Here is a 19,674-nt window from a genome sequence, read left to right on the forward strand (position 1 = left end):
AAGCCGGCACGTATCCCGTGCCGGCTTTGTGATGTGATTATTTCTTTTTATGAACCCATTTATAGGTTGCAACGGTTTTAGCCGGAATGACGGCTTCAAACTGCTCATCTTCCGAAACGGCACGGAATGTTTGATCCGAGGATGTTTGGTTGATGACGACCGTAACAATCGAATGGTCAGGATTAAGGAACGACACATTTGTCACTGTATTTTTGGAGCCGTAATTACTTTCAATCCGTTTTGCTCCTCGGTCCACAAATTTAGAAAAGTTCCCTGTTATATGGTAAATCGGTATGTTCCAATAATGATCAGGGTTCTTAGCATCCTGAATAAACAAGGTTGGATCAGGCGTACCTATCCAATGATGGGTTTGAATATGACTATCAAGCATTGTCACCCAGGCATTGTAGCTGGAAGCGCCGTTACGGAAATATTGAGCGATCCGATCCGCACCCTCTGTTCCCCACACAGAGCGTTCTGTTAAATGAATTGATTTTTCAGGATATCTCCTTCCGATCTCAGACATGACCGAAAGATCCCCGTCATAATCATGAAAAGCAATACCATCTGCTGCTTGATTTCCTTTTTTATTATCTAAAATCGGCGGGATATAGTTCCAAGCCCCGCTTGCATTATGATCATAGATCCATATTTTCGTATCTATTGAATGTTTTTTCATTTCCTTTTTCAATGTAATAGCGAGCACGCGCTGCTGGGCCGGCGGCATGTACATGCTCGGATAATCTATTTCCAGTAAAGGTTCATTTTGAAGAGTCATTGCGTAAATTGGAATCCCTTGTTTTTTATATGCTTCAATGAATTTTCGGTAATAGGCGGCCAATTCATCGACATATTGATTCTTAAGCTTTCCTCTGCTGAGACCTTCATTCGTTTTCATCCATGCCGGCGGACTCCATGGAGAAGCAATGATTTTAAGCTTAGGATTAATACGCAGCGCTTGCTTAATTGTTGCTGTAATGTTTAAATCAATATCCTTTTGAATAGAGAAATTTTTAAGCTTGGGATCCTTTTTCCCTTTAGGCATGTCATCATACGTATAAAACTCCTGAGCCGTAAAATCTGATGTCCCGATTGTAATACGCATCACATCCATACCAATACCCTCATGCGGATCCACCAGTTTTTTCAGCACTTCTTCTCTCTTCTCAGGAGACATTTTGGATAAATTATTTACCGTAGATTCTTCTAAAGACGAACCTATGCCTAACATACTTTGATAACGTTGTGACGGATCGATATAAATGGCTTGTGAGTCAGACGCTTTCTTCTTTTTTAACGTAAGGGGGGTTTGTTCGTCTAAAGCGTATGTGACTTCTTTTGGTCCATTATACCAGGAGCGGGACGCCGGGTCTTTTTCTGAGCTGTACCAGACTCGTACTTTATTTTCGCCGGTTCCCTTATGATCAGCCGCATGAACAGGATTGCCCATACTGCTTGTTAACAGTAAAGAAGTAAGCAGAAGAGCCGGCGATAATTTCAAAAAAGTCATATATCCAATTCCCTCCCCTTTTTTCATAATCCAATGGATGACAACTGTGAATCGGACTGATCCAATTCACCTCCTTTCGTTCATCTTCATCTCAAAAATCCACTGAGAATGCGCTTACAAAAAAGCGGATCCTCATAGAACAGACGGCGCCTTTGGATGAAGCTTTTCTAAACTTAAGCTGTACTCATTCTTCTCGGCTTATACGCAGTTTTGTCCATGCAAATAGCCGTTTTACAAGAAACTTGTTAAGCACACATCAGCCATGAAACTAAAATCATACTTTCCTCGTGAAACAGAAAACACCTGTTACATCATAACGCTAACGGTTTATGACGTAACAAGGTGTTTTTACTTGCGGCCTGCTATCGGGCTGCTACATTTTCTTTTTTATTGTTTCAATGGCTTTTTTCATTTGTGTATCGTTGTCGGCCAGCTTTTTCTGCAGATCCGTCATCAGTTTTGCCGTTGTGTCTCCCGTTAAGATTCCTGTTTGTTTCAAATTCTCTTTGGATTGGAATTGTTTAACGGCTGCTTCAAATGCTTTATCGTACGTGCTGTTTACATTCACTTTATATCCGAGTGCTTTCAGCATTTTTTGGGCATTTTTCACGTCTGTGCCAGAGTCACCGTATTGATATGTTTTTTTGGCATCTAAAAACGGCAGGTTCGCATAATCAGGAAGCTTTACTGCGTGTTGCGGCTTGATGCCTTTTTTATGGATCCATTCGCCATCGGCTGTCAGCCACTTCGCGATGGTCAGTTTAACAGTTGAACCGTCGCTGTAATCTTTTGCCGTTTGCACGGTGCCTTTTCCGAAAGTTTTTTCGCCAATCAGCGGAATGCGGGAGGATTCATGCAGCGCTGCCGACATAATTTCTGCCGCGCTTGCCGTACCGTCATTGACGAGCACGACTGTCGGTTTCGTCACTTTACGCTCTTCGGTCGCTTTCATGACTTCTTTCGTGCCGTCTTTATATTCCACCTGCATGATATTTTTTCCTTTATCAATAAACATATTGCTCATTTTAATCGCCTGATCCATCAGACCGCCGGGGTTGCCCCTTAAATCCAAAATATATCCTTTTGCACCCTGTTTCTCAAGGCTGTCAATAGCTGAGTTCAGCTCTTTTGCCGTTGATTCAGAGAAGGAAGTGATTTGAATTTCGCCGATGCCGCCTTTTTTCATTTCAGAATACACGGTTTCGACCGGAATGGTGTCGCGTTTAATCGACAGGTTTATATCGCCGACTCCCGCTCTATGTAACACAAGCTTGACGCTGGTTCCTTTTTTGCCGCGAATTAATGCAACAGCTTCGTTTACATTAAGGCCCTTAACGCTTTTGCCGTTCACCTTAATGACCTGATCATTCGGTTTAACACCGGCTTTTTCCGCGGGTGATCCTTTGATAGGAGATACGATCAGTATGCTGCCGTCTTTTTCTTCTACTTGCGCGCCAATGCCTTCAAATGAAGCGGAAATTGTTTCTTCAAAAGACTTTCCTTCCTGCGGATCCATATAAGATGAATACGGATCATCCAAGGAACTGATCATGCCTTTTATCGCTCCGTCTACTAATTTGCTGTCGTCTGTTTTTTGGTAATAATCACTTTTGATCTGCTCGTAAGCTTTATTGAATTTATCAAATTTGCTATTGCCAAGCGCTGTTGAGCCTTGTCCGAAAATGGTCGTATTGCCCGTGATAAATAACGTAAGGGCTGAGGCTGCAACTGCTGTGATCAGCACGATAAAAAACAGTTTAAATTGCCGTTTCAAGTAAACACCACCTTTTTATTCTTTCATTATTATCATAGACGAACTCTTATTCGTCAACTTCAAACGTGAGCGCCCTTCTTTCCCCTTTACCCAAACCTATACATTTCTCTCAACATATGCTGAGGGAGAAAGGAGGATTCGGACTTTGAGCAAATATTTAGAAATGCTGTCCTTATTCGGAGTCGGAGGGGCTCACCCCGGCGGACTCGCTTATTCTAAAGCTGTTCTCGCAAAAGCGGCTCCTCCTCCTGGCGAGCCGGTCCTTGACGCCGGCTGCGGAACGGGACAGACGGCCGCTTATCTCAGCCAGCTGCTGTATCCCGTCACCTGTGTTGATAAAGATCCTCTTATGCTTGAAAAAGCAGCAAAGCGATTTGCCGCTGAAGGCTTAACCATTCCGGTCTATTTGGCGGAGCTTGAGCGGCTTCCGTTTGCTGAAAACCATTTTTCTGCCGTCCTTTCTGAATCAGTTCTCACCTTTTCAAATCTTGATTCATCGCTGTCTGAAATACTGCGGGTCCTTAAACCCGGGGGCATGCTAATCGGCATTGAAGCAGCTTTAAAAAAACCTTTGCCGGAAAACGCCATCGCGCAGATAAAAGACTTCTACGGTTTTACCGTATTACAAGATGAAGCGGCATGGAAACAGAGATTGCTTCAGCAAGGCTTTCAGAAAGCGGATTTCATTCCCGCTTTCTATGAAAACAATGCGCAGGAGCCGACTACAGAAATGGATTTGTCGCCCGTTATCCAGCCGGTTCACTACGATACGCTGACGGCTCATTATGAGCTTATGCAGGCGTACGGTGAATATATGGGACACTGCGCTTTTGTCGCTTACAAGTAAAACGGCGATTGTCCTCCTGTTTTCGTCCAACCTTTTTATAGCACTCTATCATAAGCTGACATAGAAAGATAGGTTGGATAGGAGGAGAAAAGATGCAAAACTATTATCATATTTGCCGACAGCACCACGGAAAAGTAGCAAGGATTACAGAACGAAACGGCAGAGTCCATGTCGGAAGAATCGTACGGGTGACTAACAGCAAAGTGTATATCGCCCCTGTCGGCGGCCGTCACAGAGGCTACGGCTACGGGTATTGGGGAGGCTGGGGAGGCTGGGGAGCAGCCTATGGTATCGGCCTTGGTTTAATTACCGGATTTGCGCTTGGAGGTTTACTCTTCTGGTAATAAAGAAAGCCCGCTTTATGTTTATTAAGCGGGCTTTTTTTATTATTAAACTTTCTTTACTTCATTAAAGTATTCTTCAAGCGTTAATTGATGGTCATGGATGACTTTTGCCGCTTTTTTGCCTACATAACGCAAATGCCATGGTTCATACTCATACTTTGTCACATTTTCTTTGCCTTTAGGATAGCGGATGATAAAACCGTATTCATACGCATGGTCTTTCACCCATTTGCCGTCTGCCGTGTTTCCGAACGCTTCATTCAGCTCAAATCCGTTGCTTTTGCTGGAAATATCCATGGCAAGCCCTGTTTGGTGTTCGCTTTGCCCCGGAAATGCGACTGCTTCTTTCGCCTTCTTTTCACCTTTCAGGCTGACTTCATTATCGAAAATAACTTTCTGTCTGTCGTAAGAACGGTATCCTGATACAGCAACCAGGTCATAACCTTGCTTTTTCCCCGCTTTAAATAATTCCGCCAAGGCATCGGCAGCGGGTTTCCGAATATATCTTTTCTCTATTTTCTCAGTGAAAGAGAATTCAACTTTCGGTATGACGAGATCACTTGGTTTATAATCTCCCGGCAGTGTGTATGTCTTGTTCACAAGCGCGAGTGTGTTTTTAGGGTTTTGAATGGTCTCAAGCCCGTTCACTTCTTTAATATTGTTAAAATATTTACTTTCCAATAAAAAGTCGTTGTCTTGTGTCTTCGTTGTTTTTTTGTTTGATGCGTCGTCAGATTGTTTTGTTTCAGCAGTGGTTTTTGTGTCCTTATGGCTGTCGCTGCCTGAAATGCTGCAGCCGGTCCCCACGATAGCGGTTACGCTGAGAGCCGCAGCGAGCGAGAACCATTTACTGGATTTCTTCATTTTACCCTTACCTTTCTTTTTTTGAATCAGCTGCATAAAGAAGAGGCTGCTTTGTTTAGCATGCCCCTCATCTTGCTTTTACGATACAGTATGCAGCGCCAGCTTTATCATATCATGAAATGTCGTTTGGCGCTCTTCTGCCGTTGTTTCTTCTCCCGTTAATACATGATCGCTCACTGTCAGGATGGACAGTGCTTTTTTGCCGTATTTCGCTGCGAGCGTATACAATGCCGTCGTCTCCATTTCAACACCAAGCACGCCGTATCTGGCAAGCTTTTCGATTTGAGAGTCTTCATTGTAAAACTGATCCGCCGTAAATACGCTTCCTACCGCTACAGGCAGGCTGTTTTGCTGAGCGGCCTGATAAGCTTTATTAAGCAGATCAAAGTCCGCGCAAGGAGCATAATCTATGCTGCCGAATGCCACACGGTTCATTTGTGAATCCGTTGAAGAAGTCATGGCCAAAATGACGTCGCGCACTTTCACATCTTTGCGGATGGCGCCGCATGAACCGACTCTGATTAAATTTTGAACGTCATAGCTTTGAATCAGCTCATTCACGTAAATGGAAATGGACGGAACTCCCATTCCCGTGCCTTGAACGGATACCTTTTTGCCGTTATATGTACCTGTAAATCCATACATTCCTCTGACTTCATTGTAGCATTCCACGTTTTCAAGATACGTTTCCGCAATAAATTTTGCTCTCAGCGGATCGCCGGGTAAAAGCACTGTATCGGCAATCTGACCTTTTTCTGCGTTTATATGTACACTCATATCCTTTTCCTCCTGCCATATTAAAACTCCCAATCATTGTACACTGAATAACGTGATGAGACAATCATCAGCATTGATCATCCCGATTATGGGTAAAATAGCTAGCGATCATAAGCCGGAGAAGAAAAGGAGGGTCATGATGGGCAAAAAGCAGCGGAACCGGGTCACCGGCCAGAAGAAGAACAACCACATTCCCGTATCAGACGTGATTGCGGCTGATGAAGCACACGGAAAAGAGCATTCTGCCGCTAAACGGAAGCCATAATAAAAAAATGCGGATATCCGCATTTTTAGTGGGGAACAGCAGCCGGCCGGCCTTTTAAGCCGGCTGCTGTCTCATTTAGGCTGTACGAGCAAACGGTTAATTTTACTCCACCCCGCAGGATCGAGCCTGTAATAGGTCTTCCCTTTTCTGCCTTCGTCTATGAGAATAACATCTCCGGTCGCTATAAATCTGGCTTGATAGTCGTTTGGAACCGTGTCAGGCACGTTAAAAACAGAAAATGCCCTTTTCAGTGCGTCTTGATGATTGTCAGCAGCCAGCTCAGTCCGGTAGACGACTTTGTATCCTTTTTTCTCGCCATATCGGGGTGTTTGAAAAATCGTCACATCGTAGGCACAAGTCTTCTTTTTAAACACAGGCAGCGATAACAGCATCAAGATCCCTCCCTCTTATTTCTTAATAGTATTAGCGTTTTTTCTCCTTTTTCCTCTTTCTATTTTTGTCGAAACGGATGATACTTTTCGTCAAAGAACGCAAAAAGCGAGACGAGGCAAAGCCCCAGACTGAAGCCGGCAAGGACGTCCGTCGGAAAATGCGCGCCCAGATAAATTCTGCTTATCCCTATTAGGATAACGAGAATGCCGGTGCATACAGATACGATGCGCTTTTTTGCTGCAAAAAAGGGCACATGTTTGATAAAAAGGTAGGCGATAACGGGATAAATGACTGCCGCATTCATGGAATGACCGCTCGGAAAACTGTATGACGTTTCATGGACAAGCGGTTCATAAGCAGGCCTGGCCCGTTCGATCAGCTCTTTTACCTTTATGTTCATGATCCGTTCAATCAGAAACAACAGCGGCAAAAAAACAACATCCGGCGTCTTTTTGTAAAAATACAGCACCGCACATGACAGAAGAAGAAGAGGCAGTAAAACCGCGGTCGTGCCGAGCTCTGTTATCCACAGCATCACCTCGCTGACCCACGGCCCCCTGAGAGAGACCGCTGCTTCTATCACCCGCTCATCAAAGAGCTGAACGGCTTCGATTCGGATGGCCAGAGTTAACAATATAAATAATGTCAAGAGGCCGACTGGCTTGTACAACGTTTTCCCCCCGTTTTTCATTCTGGGAGCCGAATGAAAAAACCGAAGCTTCTCACTCCGGTTCCGCGTTTTCAGTCTTCATCCAGCTCTTCGTCTATCATACATTTTTCTAATAAATAGTCAAAGGTGATGTCGGCTATTTCAAAGATCTCCTCTTCACTCGGTATGTACCCGCGCTTAGCAAGCTGACTGTAAAAAAAATCAGCGATTTCTTCTGTGTCAATCACAAGATCTATTTCTTTCATGCAAACACCCCCTCCTTTTTTATGGTTTATGAAAAAATCCCCCGAAATATACCCGAAAGTTCTAAACGTTTTTTCCGCTCATATACTTTTAAAAAAACAAGCCCCGGAGGAATAAAATCATGATCACTAAAATGATGGCCGTATTGGACGGAGATGGATTTGATATTGTATTGGAAAAAGTGCTGAAAGGAATGTCTTTTGTCATCTTTGCCGGCTGTCTGCCCTGGTTTTTATATGTCGCCGTCCGTTTTTTTGCCGGCTAGCTGAAATGCTCCCGCAGGCTTTCCAGCACAAATTTCATCATGTCTTTATACTCCTCGTCACCGAACATGTTATACAGGATCTTATAATCGTTATAAATATCAAGCAGCTCATCTACAATCGATACCGCTAAAACATGCAGAGTATCGGGATCATCAGCATCGCCTTCAAACTGAAGAAGAGCAGACGTGACTGTATCCTCGCCGATCTCATGAGATGTCTCTCCAACATAGTGGACAAACAGCAGCTGATGCACAAACTGATCCATTTCATATTTTCTCAGAACCAGCGTGAGATCCTCTTCCTCCGTTTCAAGCCACTCTCCATCTTTTAATCGAGTCAGCTCATAAATGATATCTTCCCATCCATCCTCTAAATACCTCCATATTTCTGTTCTGTGGCCGATGACACGGAATAATTCTTTTCCGTAGTCCTTTACATACACCACGTCGCCAATCAGAAATTCATATTCGATATCAAGTTTTTCCATATCAACAATAACACCCTCATAATCTTTATAAAGCTGGATGGACGATTCAAAATAAAGCACTTCATTATGATTGACCTCGTAAAGATAATGTTTATCAATTTGATGAACCTTTGTAATGGTGCCGACGGTTCCGTACATCACGACGACCACGATATCTCCCACTTGAAATTTCGGTTTTTTTGGCTTCATGCTGTCTCCCCCTTGCCGCGGACTGTCATACGCTATCGTATGCCGGCCGCCATTATTTCGCATGGGCATGAAAACCACAGGAAATATCCATTTATCCGCCTCTTCAAAATGACAAAAAAACCGCACATTGTGCGGTTCACGTTTGAGCAAGTATCGGTATTATCTAGATTAATCTTTATAAATATGATTTGAAGACATCCATTCTAACAATTGCTGATACGGATAATAAACAGTGCCTTTCAATTCCACTTTTGGTGCGTTAGGATACTTGTGTAACAGCTCCTTCACCTCATCTTTATTTAACCCAAGGTAATAATGCAAGTCTTTTTCTTTTATTAATGTCGGGCAGTCAGAATAACTTCCTTTCGGGTTTTTAAAATTTTTCAACCCTTCCCCAATGAAATAGCCCATTAGAGCTAATCCAATGCCAATCCATAATGAATCCATTTAAAATACTCCTTTCTCCTTGATTAAACAAGCTTTTGAAAAAATGATGATCTTACCTCCGATTATACTGTAATATTCCATGTTTTTCCCTATATAAGTTTTCTGGTTTTTCTTTAAATTTTCTTTGGCGAAAGTCTTATCTAACAAAATCCCCATAGGCTGCGGGACACTAATGATGATTAATATTATGCCGCGGTCAATTATTGTCATATATTATTACTGTCGGCTCAGATCGCCTTTTCAAGTAATGACGCATTAAACCAGTTAAATAAATAAACAAAAGACTGCTCCAGATCAGGAGCAGTCTTTGTACGCTGAGTTCAGGCTGTCTAACCTTTCTTCAGTCCCTTTTTTTCCATCACTGCAAAGTAGTTTTTTTCATGATCAGCAAAGTTAAATACTCTGCCTGATGGCATATTTACGATGTCTCCGACTGTAATGTTTCGGTCCGAAAAGTCTTTATATAACTTATCGAGATTTTCTGTAAAAAACATGATCGAAGGTGTTTTCAGATTTAATTCCGGCTGCATTTTTGCAATGAATTCTTTATCATGAAGAATAATACTCGTTTCCGCTTCCTTTGTCGGAGCAATTTCGATCCATCTGAATCCTTGGCCGTTTTCATCAGAAACGACACGGAACCCTGCTTTTTCCGTCCAAAATTTTAATGCCTCGTCTTGGTTATTCACATACAGCATGATTTGGCCGACTTGATTAATCATTTTTCTTCCCCGCTCTCTTCTTATTAATGACTTTTCTTCCGTAGATTTTATTATATATTATTTAACTGCTTTACTGATTATATTACCTCTTTTGTTCCGGCCTCTTACAAATGGAAGCAAAAAAACCGCACAATGTGCGGTTTTCATCAGGCGTAATGCACCTCGGTCTCATATTTTTCCCAAGCTTCATCAAATGTCGACATTGTCTCTAAATAATCGGCGCTCAGTTCCAGGTAAGAACTGAGCTCATGATAATCGCTTGAGGTTTTCGGGAAGCTGTGGTCTTCATATGCCTTGTTTGCAAACCGGCTGATTGCGTCCTGAGGCTTAGGATGTCTGTATTTCATCAAATAGTGGTAAAAGGATTTCATGGGTTTCCCCTCCTGATGACTGTCTTTTGTTGTACTATTATACATTTCGAGTCTGAAATTACAACAAAAGAAATTTAGGAGAAGTCAAAATAATTGCGTTTTAAGATGCGTTCGGTCTGCATCAGCTCTTGATACGTAAGGGTTTGCGGCAATTTTTTGGCATCAATTAAGAAAAGCTGATTTTCTATTTCTCTGATGACAGCCTCTTCTTGGTACGTCATCCCGCAGGAGGCGCAGGCGAGAGCCGGCGTCTCTGTAATCTCAATCGCCCTCGTGCCGTCAGGAAGCTCCCAATATACAGTCGCCGCGCACGGTGACGTTTTCAGATCATTACACCACTCGCATGGCATCACGGCGACTCACCTGCCACTTCCGACTCCGACCCTTCTTTCTCTTTTTTTTGCTGGGCTAAAAATTTCTTTTCTTTTAATTCATCTCTTTTTTCTCTGCGGTTTTTCAGCGTTTCATGTTCAGGATCTGACGTAAACGCTTTCCTTCTGTTGATCCTTGATACGTTTTCAGGGGTAAATGAAACTTCTTTGTCTGCGAAAATGGCACTTAGGCCGACCGGCTCCCGCTTGTCACTGGTTCCCGGAAAGACGGATTCAAAATAGTCATCGGCCTGATTCGGGATATAGTTTTCCGGCTCAGGATAAGAGGTGATGACGCCCTCAAAATTTCTGAGCACGACCTTATCAGGGCTTTGGGACAGCAGATAATTCGGCTGCAGCGCGATTTTTCCGCCTCCGCCAGGGGCATCGACGACAAAAGTCGGCACCGCAAAACCTGTTGTATGCCCTCTCAATCCTTCAATGATTTCAAGACCTTTTGAGACCGGCGCCCTGAAATGCCCGATCCCTTCGGACAAATCACATTGATAAATATAATACGGACGCACGCGGATTTTCACCAAATCATGCATGAGCTTTTTCATGATCGGGACAGAATCGTTAATGCCTGCTAAAATAACGGCTTGGTTCCCGACAGGAACGCCAGCGTTGACAAGCTTTTCGCAAGCTGCAACCGATTCCTCCGTCAATTCAATGCTCGTATTAAAATGAGTGTTCAGCCAGACCGGATGATACTTTTTCAAAATTTCACATAGGTTATCCGTTATCCGCTGCGGAAAAACGACAGGCGCTCTCGTGCCGATTCGGATAATCTCAAGATGCGGAATCTCGCGGAGGTTTTTTAAAATGTATTCCAGGATTTGATCGTTAATGAGCAGCCCGTCACCGCCGGAAATCAGACAGTCGCGTATTTCCGGCGTTTCCCGGATATAGGCGATCGCCGCGTCCAGCTGTTTTTTCGGCACGCCCATACCGATCTGTCCGGAAAAGCGTCTGCGTGTGCAATAGCGGCAGTACATGGAGCATTGATTCGTCACCAGAAAGAGGACGCGGTCAGGATAACGGTGCGTCAGGCCCGGTACAGGTGAATCCTCATCTTCAAAAAGAGGATCTTCAAGGTCATATTTGGTTTTGTGCATTTCTTCTGACAAAGGGACAGACTGCATGCGAATCGGGCATCTCGGATTATCTGGGTCCATTAAAGATGCGTAATACGGCGTGATGTTTAACGGGATGGTTTTTACAGACATGTTGACGCCTTCTTCTTCCTCTTCCGTTAAATGAATGACTTTTTTCAGCTCATCGACGGTCCTCACAGTATGAGTCAGCTGCCACAGCCAATCATTCCACTTTTCTTCTGGAACGTCCTTCCACAGTTCAATCTCCTTCCAATGACGCTTCGGTTGAAACCATTTGTTTGCCAAACGAATTCCTCCTTATGGATAAGCTCTAAAGCTTATAATGTCTTGCACCATACATTCATATTTTCCAGTCCTTCAGAAATCCGGCAGTTATTCACAAGCCTTCCTCTGTAGCTGTATCCCGCTTGATACAGTACGGTATTCATTCCATAGGACAAAGCGCGGGCCAGAGAAAAAAGATGAAATATCCCTCTCCCGGCTAGTTCCTGCTCCAACGCTTCAAACAGGCGGGCGGTTACGGCATTTCCCCTGAAATCCGGAAGCACTGCGCAATCCGTCATTTCAGCGTGCCCTAATAAAGGATTGATATCTGCGCTGGCCGCGCCGATGAGGCGATCCTCATCAAACACGGCAAAATAAATGGTGTTTTCCTCCATCGTCTTTCTGATATATGAAGGATCAAAGACCGGCGTCGGGTAGGTGAGAAAAACGTTTTGATATAAGAGCGACAACCGGCTTGCATCTTTTGCTTCCGCTTTTCTGAGCGTCAGCGCTGTTTCTGTTTGGTTCATTCCCCGCGGCGGTTTTTCATATAACCTGTTCACAATCTCATCTTCTGATAAATATGAATCTGTCTGTCTCCGTTTCTCTGCAAGATACCGGACCATCACGGCGGCCTCTCGCCCCATGTAGTAGCCGTCTATGACACCCTCGGTAACAAACAGTCGCTTTAAAAGCTCCGGTTCATCACGCCGTTTGGCAAAGACAATCACCTTTTGGGCGTCTTCTTTTTCTGCTTCTGCTAAAACAGCCGGCACAAGCTCCGTTATGTTACCTTCATAGCGAATGACTCTGATCCGTTCATTAAAACGGTCAGCGTCTATCTCGGCGAATACGCCTTCACCCTTCAATTCCTTTATCAGCCGGGTCACCCCCCTCTGCAATACCGCACCATTCCATGATAAAGAGAGAAATGATTTTTGCCGCGTCAATTAATGCCGTGATTTCAATGTATTCATTTGCCTGATGAGCTGCTTTGACTTCTCCCGGGCCAAAGACAATGACCGGCGTTTGACCGGCATGATGCAGGAGTCCTCCGTCCGTTCCCCATGGAGAGGCTTCATGAATCGGTTTTTCCGCCTTAATTTTTTCATATGAGGATTCCAGGGAAGAAATTAACGGATGCCCGTCTTTCAGGTCATTTGGCAGCCACTGGGCCCCAAACCATTCGATCTCAACCGGATGGTGTTTAAACCATTCATCCTGATATTCTAAGTCTTTCAGCCAATTTGTGAGTTCTTCCTTAACGGTCTCTGGCTTTTCATTCGGAGCTATGCCGCATCTGCCTTCAATTGTGACCCGGTCCGCGACTGAAGACGGCCATGAGCCGCCGTGCACGGTGCCGATATTAATCGGAACGGGAATCGGAACATCCTGATAGAGCGGGTCCTTAATCCGGGCGTTGCGGACATTTTCCAGCTCTTTCAGGGCTGTAATGACGTGCAGGCTTTTTTCAATAGCGCTCACCCCTTCATAGCGGGTGCCGCCGTGGGCGGACAATCCCCTGACCGTAATGCGGAACCACATAGACCCTTGCTGCTTCACAAACAGCTTTAAATTAGTCGGTTCGGGAATGAGCGCCCCGTCAGCCTTGTAGCCTCTCATTACCGCCGATAACGTTCCGGCGCCGCCGCACTCTTCATCTACGACACTTTGGAACAAGACATCTCCTTTTAAGGTGACCCCGCAAGCATCAAGCGCTTCTAACGCAAAAAGCAGGGCTGTATTGCCTCCTTTCATATCGGTTGAACCGCGGCCGTATATTTTCCCATCCCTTTCAACAGCCAAAAACGGCTCATACGTCCATGCAGCGGGATTTCCTTCAGGCACGACGTCGATATGTCCGTTCAGTATCAGTGATCTTCCTCCGCCTGTTCCCTTTTTTACGGCAACGATATTCGGACTTTCGTTAAAGTCCTCCCGATCAGATATAAAATAAGGATGCTCTTTTAATTGTTTTACACTCGGCTCCCATACATCAATATCCATGTCAAACTGCCTGAGCTTTTCTAAAACGACAGCCTGAGCATTAAATTCTTTCCGATACGTGCTTTTTTCCCCTATCAGCCGTTTAAGCAGGCGCACCGCTTTTTCTGTGTTCTCCTCCGCCCACTCAGTGACTTGCTTTTCCAATTGATCCATGCACAGGCCCCCCTCTAAGAAAAACATTCATCTAAAATAACTTCGGCATCTGTTGTACGTATCACATCTTCTATTGTTGAGTCATTCAACAGCTCTTTTAAGACAAAGTTTCCTTCTTCTATGCTGAGCACAGCCTTCTCCGTAATAATGAGGTCCGCACAGCCCGCCGCCGTAAGCGGCAGTGAACAGCTGTCGACTAATTTAGGCCGGCCCTTTTGATCAGTATGGCTCATGACGACAACCACTTTTTTCGCGCCTTGAGCAAGCTCCATCGCTCCGCCCATTCCGGGCACTTTCTTCCCGGGAACGAGCCAATTGGCAAGATCGCCCGTTCGGCTTACCTGCAATGCGCCTAAAATTGTGATGTCAATCAAACCTTTCCTGATCATGGCAAAAGACAGCCCTGAATCAAAATAAGAGGCTCCCTTCACCGCACTGACAGGATAACCGGCGGCGTTGCACAATAGCGCATCCTCTTTTCCTCTCTCAGGGGTTCCGCCTATTCCGAGAACGCCATTTTCAGCCTGCAGCATCACCTCTGTGTCCGCCGGCAGAAAATTCGGCACCAAGGAAGGAATGCCGATGCCCAGATTGACGATCATGCCAGAAACAATCTCACGGGCGGCCCGCCTTGCAATCTGTTCTCTTTCCTCTATTCCCAAGCCCATTTCCACTTCACTCCTTCACTTTGCACGACACCTTCTACAAACACGCCAGGAGTTACAATATGCTCGCTGTCCAGTTCGCCGGCAGGGACAATCGTCACGGCCTCGGCGAATGTTCTTTTTGCAGCAGCCGCCATCAGCGGATTCATATTACGTGCGGTTTTGTCATATGTCAGATTTCCGAATTCATCAGCGACGTGCGCGGAAACAAAGGCAAAATCAGCTGTCAGCGCTTTTTCAATTAAATATGGCCTGCCATCCAGCATAACAGTGTCTTTTTTTTCGCAGACGGTTTTGTTATCAATCCCGATATCAGTTAAGATACCGCCGAGTCCCGCGCCCCCTGCCCGAATCCGTTCGGCAAGCGTTCCTTGAGGAGAAAATTCCACCTCCAATATTCCGTCAGTCATTTGTTTGCCGGCTACGGGGTTTGAGCCGATATGGGAAGCGATCAGCCTTTTCACCCGCTTATGAACGATGAGCGGGCCGATTCCGATTTCCGGAAACCCCGCATCATTACAAATGACGGTAAGCCCTTTGACCCCTCTTTCCAATATCGCTTCAATCAGTGACGGAGGAGAGCCGACTCCCCCGAAGCCGCCGAACATAAGGACAGATTCGTCATGAACATCAGCAATTGCGGCATCAATATCGACCGTTTTATTAAAAATAGACATTCAGCTCAATCCCTCTTCATCATTTTTTCAACTTGTGTTACGGTTTGTAAAAATTTGTCCGTCAGTTCTTCCAGCTCAGCATGCGAAATGGTAAACGGAGGAGCGATGATGACGGCATCCCCTTCGCCGCTGTCAATTCCAGGCTTGGCGGGGTAAATGAGCAGCCCCCGTTTTTTTGCTTCCTTAATAATATTTTCTGTAAGTGACCGGTTCTGAGGGAAAACCTCCTTCGACGATTTGTCCTTGACAAACTCGACCCCTAACAGCAGGCCCTTTCCGCGGACATCCCCGATAATCGTGCTTTGCTCCATCACATTTTCTAACTTCCGCAAAAGCACGGCGCCTTTTTCCTCTGATTGCCGGAGCAGATTGTGTTTCTCGATGTACCGCAGCACCTCAAGCGCCGCTCTTGCACAATACGGGTTGGCGCTGTACGTATGGCCGCTCATAATCAAACCTGAGCCCCGCTTTATGGTATCAATGATGTCATCAGACACAACGGCAGCCGCAATCGGCGCGTAGCCGGCGCTTAAACCCTTTCCGAGCACGGCGATGTCAGGCACGATGTTCCAATGCTCCGAAGCAAGCATTCGGCCTGTTCTCCCAAGCCCTGTCATCACTTCATCAGCGATAAACAATACCTGATGCCGGCGGCATACGTCCTGCAGCGCCTCATAATAGCCGGCCGGCGGAGTAATTGCCGCGCCGGCAGCCCCTATAATCGGTTCGGCTACAAAACCCGCGATAAATGAACCGCCGATCCGTTTAATGGCCGTTTCCAGTTCTGCGGCAGCAGCCTGCACAAATTCCTCTCCCTGTAACTCAGAACGATACAGATTAGGTGCTGAAACAGCGGGAAACCGTTCGATTAATTGTGTAAAACGGTATCTCCGTTCATAAAAACCTGATAATGAAAGCGCTCCCAAAGTTATACCGTGGTAACTGCTCCATCTTGATAAAAAGACGGATTTTTGGTACTGGCCTTTTTCCTGCCAATATTGAATGGCGATTTTCATTGCCGTTTCGACTGCCTCTGAGCCGCTGTTCACAAAAAATGACCAATTCAGCCGGCCCGGGAGATGATCGGCCAGAAATGAAGCCAGATCCTCGGCAGGTTTACTGGAAAACTGGGAGCGATACACGAAAGACACGGAATCAAGCTGCTCTTTTAAAGCCTCCGTAATGTCAACAGCCCCGTGGCCGATATTACAAGTCACCGCTCCGGATGATCCGTCAAGATACTTGTTCCCCTCCTGATCATACAAATATGATCCCTTTCCATAGCTGACAATCGGATAGACCGCGTCAAGCTCAGGTTTGATTAAATAGCTCCCCATATGTTCCACCTCGAAAAACCCTTTTGCTTCATTGTATGAACAGATGAATAGCGGCATTCTTATCCTCTGGAAAAGTTTTTTTCACGAAAAAAAGCCGCCCTTTGCAGGAAGGCTTTTTCCATTTCCTATATCAGACTAACAAATAAAAGCTGCACCAACGATGATTAATAAGATAAACAATACCACAATCAGCACAAACGTATTTGTTCCGCAGCCAAATCCTCCGTATCCATGACTGCCGCCGTAACCATAACCATATCCATATCCGTATCCGCACATACGAAAATCATCCTTTCTTCTTACGATATACGTCATTGTATGCGGGCCAAGACCCAATTGATTTATGCGAATGCCCAGTTATGTAAGAAAATAATGAAAAATCGTATGCATTCTCCGGAACCGTTTGAAGCCGAGTTTTTCATAAAAACCATTTACCCCATCCATGCCTGAGGCGACGAGATAAACGGTTTCCATACCGTTCAGCTTGGCTGCAGCCATCATTTCGCTCATTAATATTTTCCCGTAGCCTTTTCTTTGAAATTGATCCAAAATAGCGACTTCTTCAATTTTGGCGGTTTTTTCTTCTTTGTTTATGAAAAGCTCTCCGCAGCCAATCGGAATGGTACGCGAGGCGTCACTGTAGCAAACGACAAGCATAATCGTTCCGTTCTTATATAAAGGATATTTCCGCTGGAGCTTTTGTTCGGCTGCCGCCTCGCCAATATAAAGCGCGTCATAAATGTTCATGATCGATGATCCGTCAGCGAGGCTTTTTTCCGTTCCCCAAGCGGCGAGCGGATGTCCGGCCTGCTGCTTCCAATCCTCCAGCCCCCTTGCAAAAAACAGCTCATCCTCCACTACAAAGCCCTGCTTCACTAAGGTTTGTTTCAAAATGAGCGGAAATGTATGCAGCGAAGATGCTTTAACGTGAATATAATTGGTGTGAAGCATATTTGGAACGGACGAAAAAAACGGAAGCAGGCTGTCTAACGGAAATGTATGGTGCAGCTGAACAAAGTTATGCGAAAAAATCTGCGGCAGCAAAGGATCAGCATATACACTGTAATGATCAAACCTTTTAACGCCTGAAGTCAGTTCTATATATTGTTTCTCGGTTTTAGCAAATTGATCAGTCATGAAAGCTCTCCTTTTCCTCACATCCAACTGCATATCTCAACCCTTTGTGATATTGAGATTTCTTACAATTTCATCGTACACCGGATAAATCGGGTTTCCAATTGGTAAATGTTTAATCTTCTGAAAAGAAGTGGGTATCGGCCTCTGTTTGATAAAAAAACGCTTGACCACATCACCGCTGATCGGATGAAGAACACCCTGAACATATAAAAACAGCTCCCGTTCGATAAAAAACAAAATTCTCCCAGGAGGGTGATCAATACAGCCTGATCTCTCCCAGCCGATCGGCGGACCGTCCGGCAGCGCATGTAATTCTTCTTGCCCCAAAGGCACAATGTCTTGCCGTTTAAACTGGTAAAAGCGGAATGCCCGGTTTTCAATCAGCCTTTTTGCCCCTCCCTCGATATAGTAGACAGCATGATGATTCTGAACAAGCTGATAATTCGGAATGTTATTGCAGCTCTCCTCCTCATATTGAAATAAAAACGGATCTGGAATGACGACGGTTTTCCCTCCATATATCGGGCTCCACTGCTCCTTGACGGGACGCCTTTTATTTTGGTCAAGCTGATACACCTTTTGATCAGTACCTTTTACAAATGTTCCGTCGATTAATACAGCCGGAAGCGACTGGTACGTGTTCTGAAATGAATGAGGCGTTTTATAAGTGGTGTCTAACACTTCTTTTATCGGCAGAAATGGGGAAAATGTGTTTAGTCTCCCCCAAAAAATAGAGTCTCCGTGATTCCAATGTATGACATCTTCGTCCCAAAAGCTTCCGAACATTTCTTTCACGCGTCCGAGCAATGAACGGCGATGCATGACAGAACAGTGATCAACCTGAAAAGCCGCCTGATCAAGCACACGATCAGCAAAGCGGTAAAAATGAAATTGTTCTGCTCCGCGCTCATTTACATGAACAATCTTCTGACTGGAATATACCGCATCGCAATCGGGACAGTTATTAAGGACTTCCGCCATACGGCTGAGCCTTTTCGGATGGTACTCAGTGTCATCTGTAAGGTAGGTGATATACTCCCCCGCTGCACGGGAAAGCGCATAATTAATCAATACGGCATAACGGGTTGATTTTAACCGTTCAGCAGGCTGAATAAAGCTATTATAGTAATGAATGCGGTGATCTTTTATATACGGGCTGATCGCAGCCGAGGTTTCTTCATTTGAATGATCATCCATTAAAAAAAGCTCCCAATTCTTGTAGGTCTGCTTCATGACACTTTCAATTGCCTTTTTAATGAGATCGGGCTTGTTATAACTCGTTAAAATGATTGAAACCTTCTTTTCCACTCCAAAGCCTCCCTCTATCAACGTAAAAAACGGCTCCGAGTGAGACAGAGCCTGATGAATTGTTATTAAAAAGCACCCCAGCTGACAATGCTTGAAATCGCTACATTCGATCTGGTGTTATTAAGCGGATTTTGAAAAACAGCCAAATCTGACAGCACTTCCTTTATAATCACGTTTTGCAGGGTGCTGCCATTGATCAGATTAACCCGGGGCACAGGAATACCAAGCTCTTTAGCCATCACCAGCTGCCGCCGCAAGTCTGAATGGTCTCCGGATTGCTGACGCGATAATAAAAGAAGCAGAAGCAGTACGAGATTACATTCCTGTTGACCATCCTCATGATTCACAGTTTCTTCTGAATCCAACACAATTCCTCTCCCCCATTTTTTAATCTATACAACGTATGTAGCTCTCTCACAATCCGCATAGGCAGACGAAGCATGATTCGAAATTTCAGCAGTTTCACTA

General features: G+C 44.9%; 26 protein-coding genes. 4 read left to right on the top strand and 22 right to left on the bottom strand.

Translation table 11 applies throughout. From position 1 onward, the window contains the following. Window positions 1-37: 37 nt before the first annotated feature. Both KY305_RS14890 and ctpA read right to left on the bottom strand, forming a co-directional pair. Window positions 38-1,450, bottom strand: coding sequence for a glycoside hydrolase family 30 protein (locus KY305_RS14890; protein WP_396021538.1), 1,413 nt, complete (start codon window positions 1,448-1,450; stop codon window positions 38-40). 433 nt (window positions 1,451-1,883) lie between these two features. Continuing rightward, the gene (ctpA, locus tag KY305_RS14895; RefSeq protein WP_223063201.1) at window positions 1,884-3,284 is read right to left on the bottom strand and encodes a carboxy-terminal processing protease CtpA; all 1,401 of its coding nucleotides are present in this window, start codon (window positions 3,282-3,284) and stop codon (window positions 1,884-1,886) included. Between the two features lie 145 nt (window positions 3,285-3,429). Between ctpA and KY305_RS14900 the strand changes: the two genes are divergently transcribed. Further along, a complete protein-coding gene (locus KY305_RS14900) occupies window positions 3,430-4,131 on the top strand; it encodes a class I SAM-dependent methyltransferase (RefSeq protein ID WP_223063202.1) in 702 nt (233 codons plus the stop codon). 92 nt (window positions 4,132-4,223) lie between these two features. Continuing rightward, window positions 4,224-4,475 carry a hypothetical protein gene (locus KY305_RS14905; protein WP_223063203.1) on the top strand — a complete coding sequence of 84 codons (252 nt, stop codon included), beginning with the start codon at window positions 4,224-4,226 and terminating at the stop codon, window positions 4,473-4,475. A 45-nt stretch (window positions 4,476-4,520) separates the two neighbouring features. Here the strand turns inward: KY305_RS14905 and KY305_RS14910 are convergent, their stop codons facing one another. Both KY305_RS14910 and deoD read right to left on the bottom strand, forming a co-directional pair. Further along, window positions 4,521-5,339 carry a M15 family metallopeptidase gene (locus KY305_RS14910; protein ID WP_223063204.1) on the bottom strand — a complete coding sequence of 273 codons (819 nt, stop codon included), beginning with the start codon at window positions 5,337-5,339 and terminating at the stop codon, window positions 4,521-4,523. Window positions 5,340-5,417: 78 nt separating this feature from the next. Continuing rightward, window positions 5,418-6,116 (bottom strand): purine-nucleoside phosphorylase, encoded by a 699-nt coding sequence (deoD, locus tag KY305_RS14915; RefSeq protein WP_223063205.1) that lies wholly within the window; start codon window positions 6,114-6,116, stop codon window positions 5,418-5,420. 139 nt (window positions 6,117-6,255) lie between these two features. Here deoD and KY305_RS14920 point away from each other — a divergent pair, with 139 nt between their 5' ends. Next, window positions 6,256-6,381, top strand: a complete 126-nt coding sequence (locus KY305_RS14920) for a hypothetical protein (protein ID WP_156476276.1) — start codon at window positions 6,256-6,258, stop codon at window positions 6,379-6,381. A gap of 71 nt (window positions 6,382-6,452) precedes the next feature. Here the strand turns inward: KY305_RS14920 and KY305_RS14925 are convergent, their stop codons facing one another. The 3 genes from KY305_RS14925 to KY305_RS14935 form a co-directional block, all read right to left on the bottom strand. Continuing rightward, window positions 6,453-6,773, bottom strand: coding sequence for a YodL domain-containing protein (locus KY305_RS14925; RefSeq protein ID WP_214813878.1), 321 nt, complete (start codon window positions 6,771-6,773; stop codon window positions 6,453-6,455). A 59-nt stretch (window positions 6,774-6,832) separates the two neighbouring features. After that, on the bottom strand, window positions 6,833-7,444 hold the full coding sequence (locus KY305_RS14930) for a phosphatase PAP2 family protein (RefSeq protein ID WP_223063206.1): 612 nt from the start codon (window positions 7,442-7,444) through the stop codon (window positions 6,833-6,835). A 71-nt stretch (window positions 7,445-7,515) separates the two neighbouring features. Next, entirely contained in the window at window positions 7,516-7,689 is a 174-nt protein-coding gene (locus KY305_RS14935; protein ID WP_223063207.1) for a YozD family protein, read from the bottom strand. A gap of 119 nt (window positions 7,690-7,808) precedes the next feature. Between KY305_RS14935 and KY305_RS14940 the strand changes: the two genes are divergently transcribed. Next, a complete protein-coding gene (locus KY305_RS14940; RefSeq protein WP_214813884.1) occupies window positions 7,809-7,952 on the top strand; it encodes a hypothetical protein in 144 nt (47 codons plus the stop codon). Here KY305_RS14940 and KY305_RS14945 read toward each other — a convergent pair. The 15 genes from KY305_RS14945 to cgeC form a co-directional block, all read right to left on the bottom strand. Then, complete coding sequence (locus KY305_RS14945; RefSeq protein WP_223063208.1) at window positions 7,949-8,629, bottom strand: hypothetical protein; 681 nt, start codon at window positions 8,627-8,629, stop codon at window positions 7,949-7,951. The genes KY305_RS14940 and KY305_RS14945 overlap by 4 nt on opposite strands. Before the next feature lie 168 nt (window positions 8,630-8,797). Beyond that, a complete protein-coding gene (locus KY305_RS14950) occupies window positions 8,798-9,076 on the bottom strand; it encodes a DNA-binding protein (RefSeq protein ID WP_223063209.1) in 279 nt (92 codons plus the stop codon). Between the two features lie 329 nt (window positions 9,077-9,405). After that, window positions 9,406-9,798, bottom strand: coding sequence for a VOC family protein (locus KY305_RS14955; protein ID WP_223063210.1), 393 nt, complete (start codon window positions 9,796-9,798; stop codon window positions 9,406-9,408). Between the two features lie 146 nt (window positions 9,799-9,944). Then, on the bottom strand, window positions 9,945-10,169 hold the full coding sequence (locus KY305_RS14960; protein WP_223063211.1) for a YozE family protein: 225 nt from the start codon (window positions 10,167-10,169) through the stop codon (window positions 9,945-9,947). A gap of 74 nt (window positions 10,170-10,243) precedes the next feature. Next, entirely contained in the window at window positions 10,244-10,519 is a 276-nt protein-coding gene (locus tag KY305_RS14965) for a YokU family protein (RefSeq protein ID WP_262417807.1), read from the bottom strand. Then, complete coding sequence (gene kamA / locus KY305_RS14970) at window positions 10,519-11,943, bottom strand: lysine 2,3-aminomutase (protein ID WP_223063213.1); 1,425 nt, start codon at window positions 11,941-11,943, stop codon at window positions 10,519-10,521. Before kamA ends, KY305_RS14965 begins: the two co-directional genes overlap by 1 nt. Before the next feature lie 32 nt (window positions 11,944-11,975). After that, window positions 11,976-12,812: a putative beta-lysine N-acetyltransferase gene (gene ablB, locus KY305_RS14975; RefSeq protein WP_223063214.1), complete on the bottom strand. Its 837-nt coding sequence runs from the start codon at window positions 12,810-12,812 to the stop codon at window positions 11,976-11,978. After that, the gene (locus tag KY305_RS14980) at window positions 12,781-14,082 is read right to left on the bottom strand and encodes a peptidase (RefSeq protein ID WP_396021537.1); all 1,302 of its coding nucleotides are present in this window, start codon (window positions 14,080-14,082) and stop codon (window positions 12,781-12,783) included. The genes ablB and KY305_RS14980 overlap by 32 nt, the downstream gene beginning before the upstream one ends. 14 nt (window positions 14,083-14,096) lie before the next feature. After that, window positions 14,097-14,750, bottom strand: coding sequence for a 3-oxoacid CoA-transferase subunit B (locus tag KY305_RS14985; RefSeq protein WP_223063215.1), 654 nt, complete (start codon window positions 14,748-14,750; stop codon window positions 14,097-14,099). Beyond that, the gene (locus KY305_RS14990) at window positions 14,735-15,424 is read right to left on the bottom strand and encodes a CoA transferase subunit A (RefSeq protein ID WP_223063216.1); all 690 of its coding nucleotides are present in this window, start codon (window positions 15,422-15,424) and stop codon (window positions 14,735-14,737) included. Before KY305_RS14990 ends, KY305_RS14985 begins: the two co-directional genes overlap by 16 nt. A gap of 5 nt (window positions 15,425-15,429) precedes the next feature. After that, window positions 15,430-16,761, bottom strand: a complete 1,332-nt coding sequence (locus KY305_RS14995) for an aspartate aminotransferase family protein (RefSeq protein ID WP_223063267.1) — start codon at window positions 16,759-16,761, stop codon at window positions 15,430-15,432. Window positions 16,762-16,896: 135 nt separating this feature from the next. Further along, window positions 16,897-17,040 carry a YjcZ family sporulation protein gene (locus KY305_RS20375; RefSeq protein ID WP_223063217.1) on the bottom strand — a complete coding sequence of 48 codons (144 nt, stop codon included), beginning with the start codon at window positions 17,038-17,040 and terminating at the stop codon, window positions 16,897-16,899. A 78-nt stretch (window positions 17,041-17,118) separates the two neighbouring features. Further along, window positions 17,119-17,898: a GNAT family N-acetyltransferase gene (locus tag KY305_RS15005; protein ID WP_223063218.1), complete on the bottom strand. Its 780-nt coding sequence runs from the start codon at window positions 17,896-17,898 to the stop codon at window positions 17,119-17,121. Window positions 17,899-17,934: 36 nt separating this feature from the next. Continuing rightward, window positions 17,935-19,206 carry a glycosyltransferase family 2 protein gene (locus KY305_RS15010; protein WP_223063219.1) on the bottom strand — a complete coding sequence of 424 codons (1,272 nt, stop codon included), beginning with the start codon at window positions 19,204-19,206 and terminating at the stop codon, window positions 17,935-17,937. 65 nt (window positions 19,207-19,271) lie between these two features. Next, entirely contained in the window at window positions 19,272-19,571 is a 300-nt protein-coding gene (gene cgeC, locus KY305_RS15015; RefSeq protein WP_223063220.1) for a spore maturation protein CgeC, read from the bottom strand. Window positions 19,572-19,674 lie beyond the last annotated feature (103 nt).

The organism is Bacillus sp. YC2, assembly GCF_019891195.1.
Lineage (GTDB): Bacteria > Bacillota > Bacilli > Bacillales > Bacillaceae > Bacillus.

What these genes read in the sequence shown, in the direction of transcription:
- KY305_RS14980 (WP_396021537.1), bottom strand. Translation starts at nt 14,082, where the DNA reads ATGGATCAATTGGAAAAGCAAGTCACTGAGTGGGCGGAGGAGAACACA.
- KY305_RS20375 (WP_223063217.1), bottom strand. Translation starts at nt 17,040, where the DNA reads ATGTGCGGATACGGATATGGATATGGTTATGGTTACGGCGGCAGTCAT.
- KY305_RS14945 (WP_223063208.1), bottom strand. Translation starts at nt 8,629, where the DNA reads ATGAAGCCAAAAAAACCGAAATTTCAAGTGGGAGATATCGTGGTCGTC.
- KY305_RS14995 (WP_223063267.1), bottom strand. Translation starts at nt 16,761, where the DNA reads ATGGGGAGCTATTTAATCAAACCTGAGCTTGACGCGGTCTATCCGATT.
- KY305_RS14960 (WP_223063211.1), bottom strand. Translation starts at nt 10,169, where the DNA reads ATGAAATCCTTTTACCACTATTTGATGAAATACAGACATCCTAAGCCT.
- KY305_RS14920 (WP_156476276.1), top strand. Translation starts at nt 6,256, where the DNA reads ATGGGCAAAAAGCAGCGGAACCGGGTCACCGGCCAGAAGAAGAACAAC.
- KY305_RS14905 (WP_223063203.1), top strand. Translation starts at nt 4,224, where the DNA reads ATGCAAAACTATTATCATATTTGCCGACAGCACCACGGAAAAGTAGCA.
- KY305_RS14950 (WP_223063209.1), bottom strand. Translation starts at nt 9,076, where the DNA reads ATGGATTCATTATGGATTGGCATTGGATTAGCTCTAATGGGCTATTTC.
- KY305_RS14910 (WP_223063204.1), bottom strand. Translation starts at nt 5,339, where the DNA reads ATGAAGAAATCCAGTAAATGGTTCTCGCTCGCTGCGGCTCTCAGCGTA.
- KY305_RS14985 (WP_223063215.1), bottom strand. Translation starts at nt 14,750, where the DNA reads ATGGGCTTGGGAATAGAGGAAAGAGAACAGATTGCAAGGCGGGCCGCC.
- KY305_RS14925 (WP_214813878.1), bottom strand. Translation starts at nt 6,773, where the DNA reads ATGCTGTTATCGCTGCCTGTGTTTAAAAAGAAGACTTGTGCCTACGAT.
- KY305_RS14965 (WP_262417807.1), bottom strand. Translation starts at nt 10,519, where the DNA reads ATGCCATGCGAGTGGTGTAATGATCTGAAAACGTCACCGTGCGCGGCG.
- KY305_RS14890 (WP_396021538.1), bottom strand. Translation starts at nt 1,450, where the DNA reads ATGGGCAATCCTGTTCATGCGGCTGATCATAAGGGAACCGGCGAAAAT.
- KY305_RS14955 (WP_223063210.1), bottom strand. Translation starts at nt 9,798, where the DNA reads ATGATTAATCAAGTCGGCCAAATCATGCTGTATGTGAATAACCAAGAC.
- deoD (WP_223063205.1), bottom strand. Translation starts at nt 6,116, where the DNA reads ATGAGTGTACATATAAACGCAGAAAAAGGTCAGATTGCCGATACAGTG.
- KY305_RS14935 (WP_223063207.1), bottom strand. Translation starts at nt 7,689, where the DNA reads ATGAAAGAAATAGATCTTGTGATTGACACAGAAGAAATCGCTGATTTT.
- KY305_RS15005 (WP_223063218.1), bottom strand. Translation starts at nt 17,898, where the DNA reads ATGACTGATCAATTTGCTAAAACCGAGAAACAATATATAGAACTGACT.
- KY305_RS14990 (WP_223063216.1), bottom strand. Translation starts at nt 15,424, where the DNA reads ATGTCTATTTTTAATAAAACGGTCGATATTGATGCCGCAATTGCTGAT.
- KY305_RS14940 (WP_214813884.1), top strand. Translation starts at nt 7,809, where the DNA reads ATGATCACTAAAATGATGGCCGTATTGGACGGAGATGGATTTGATATT.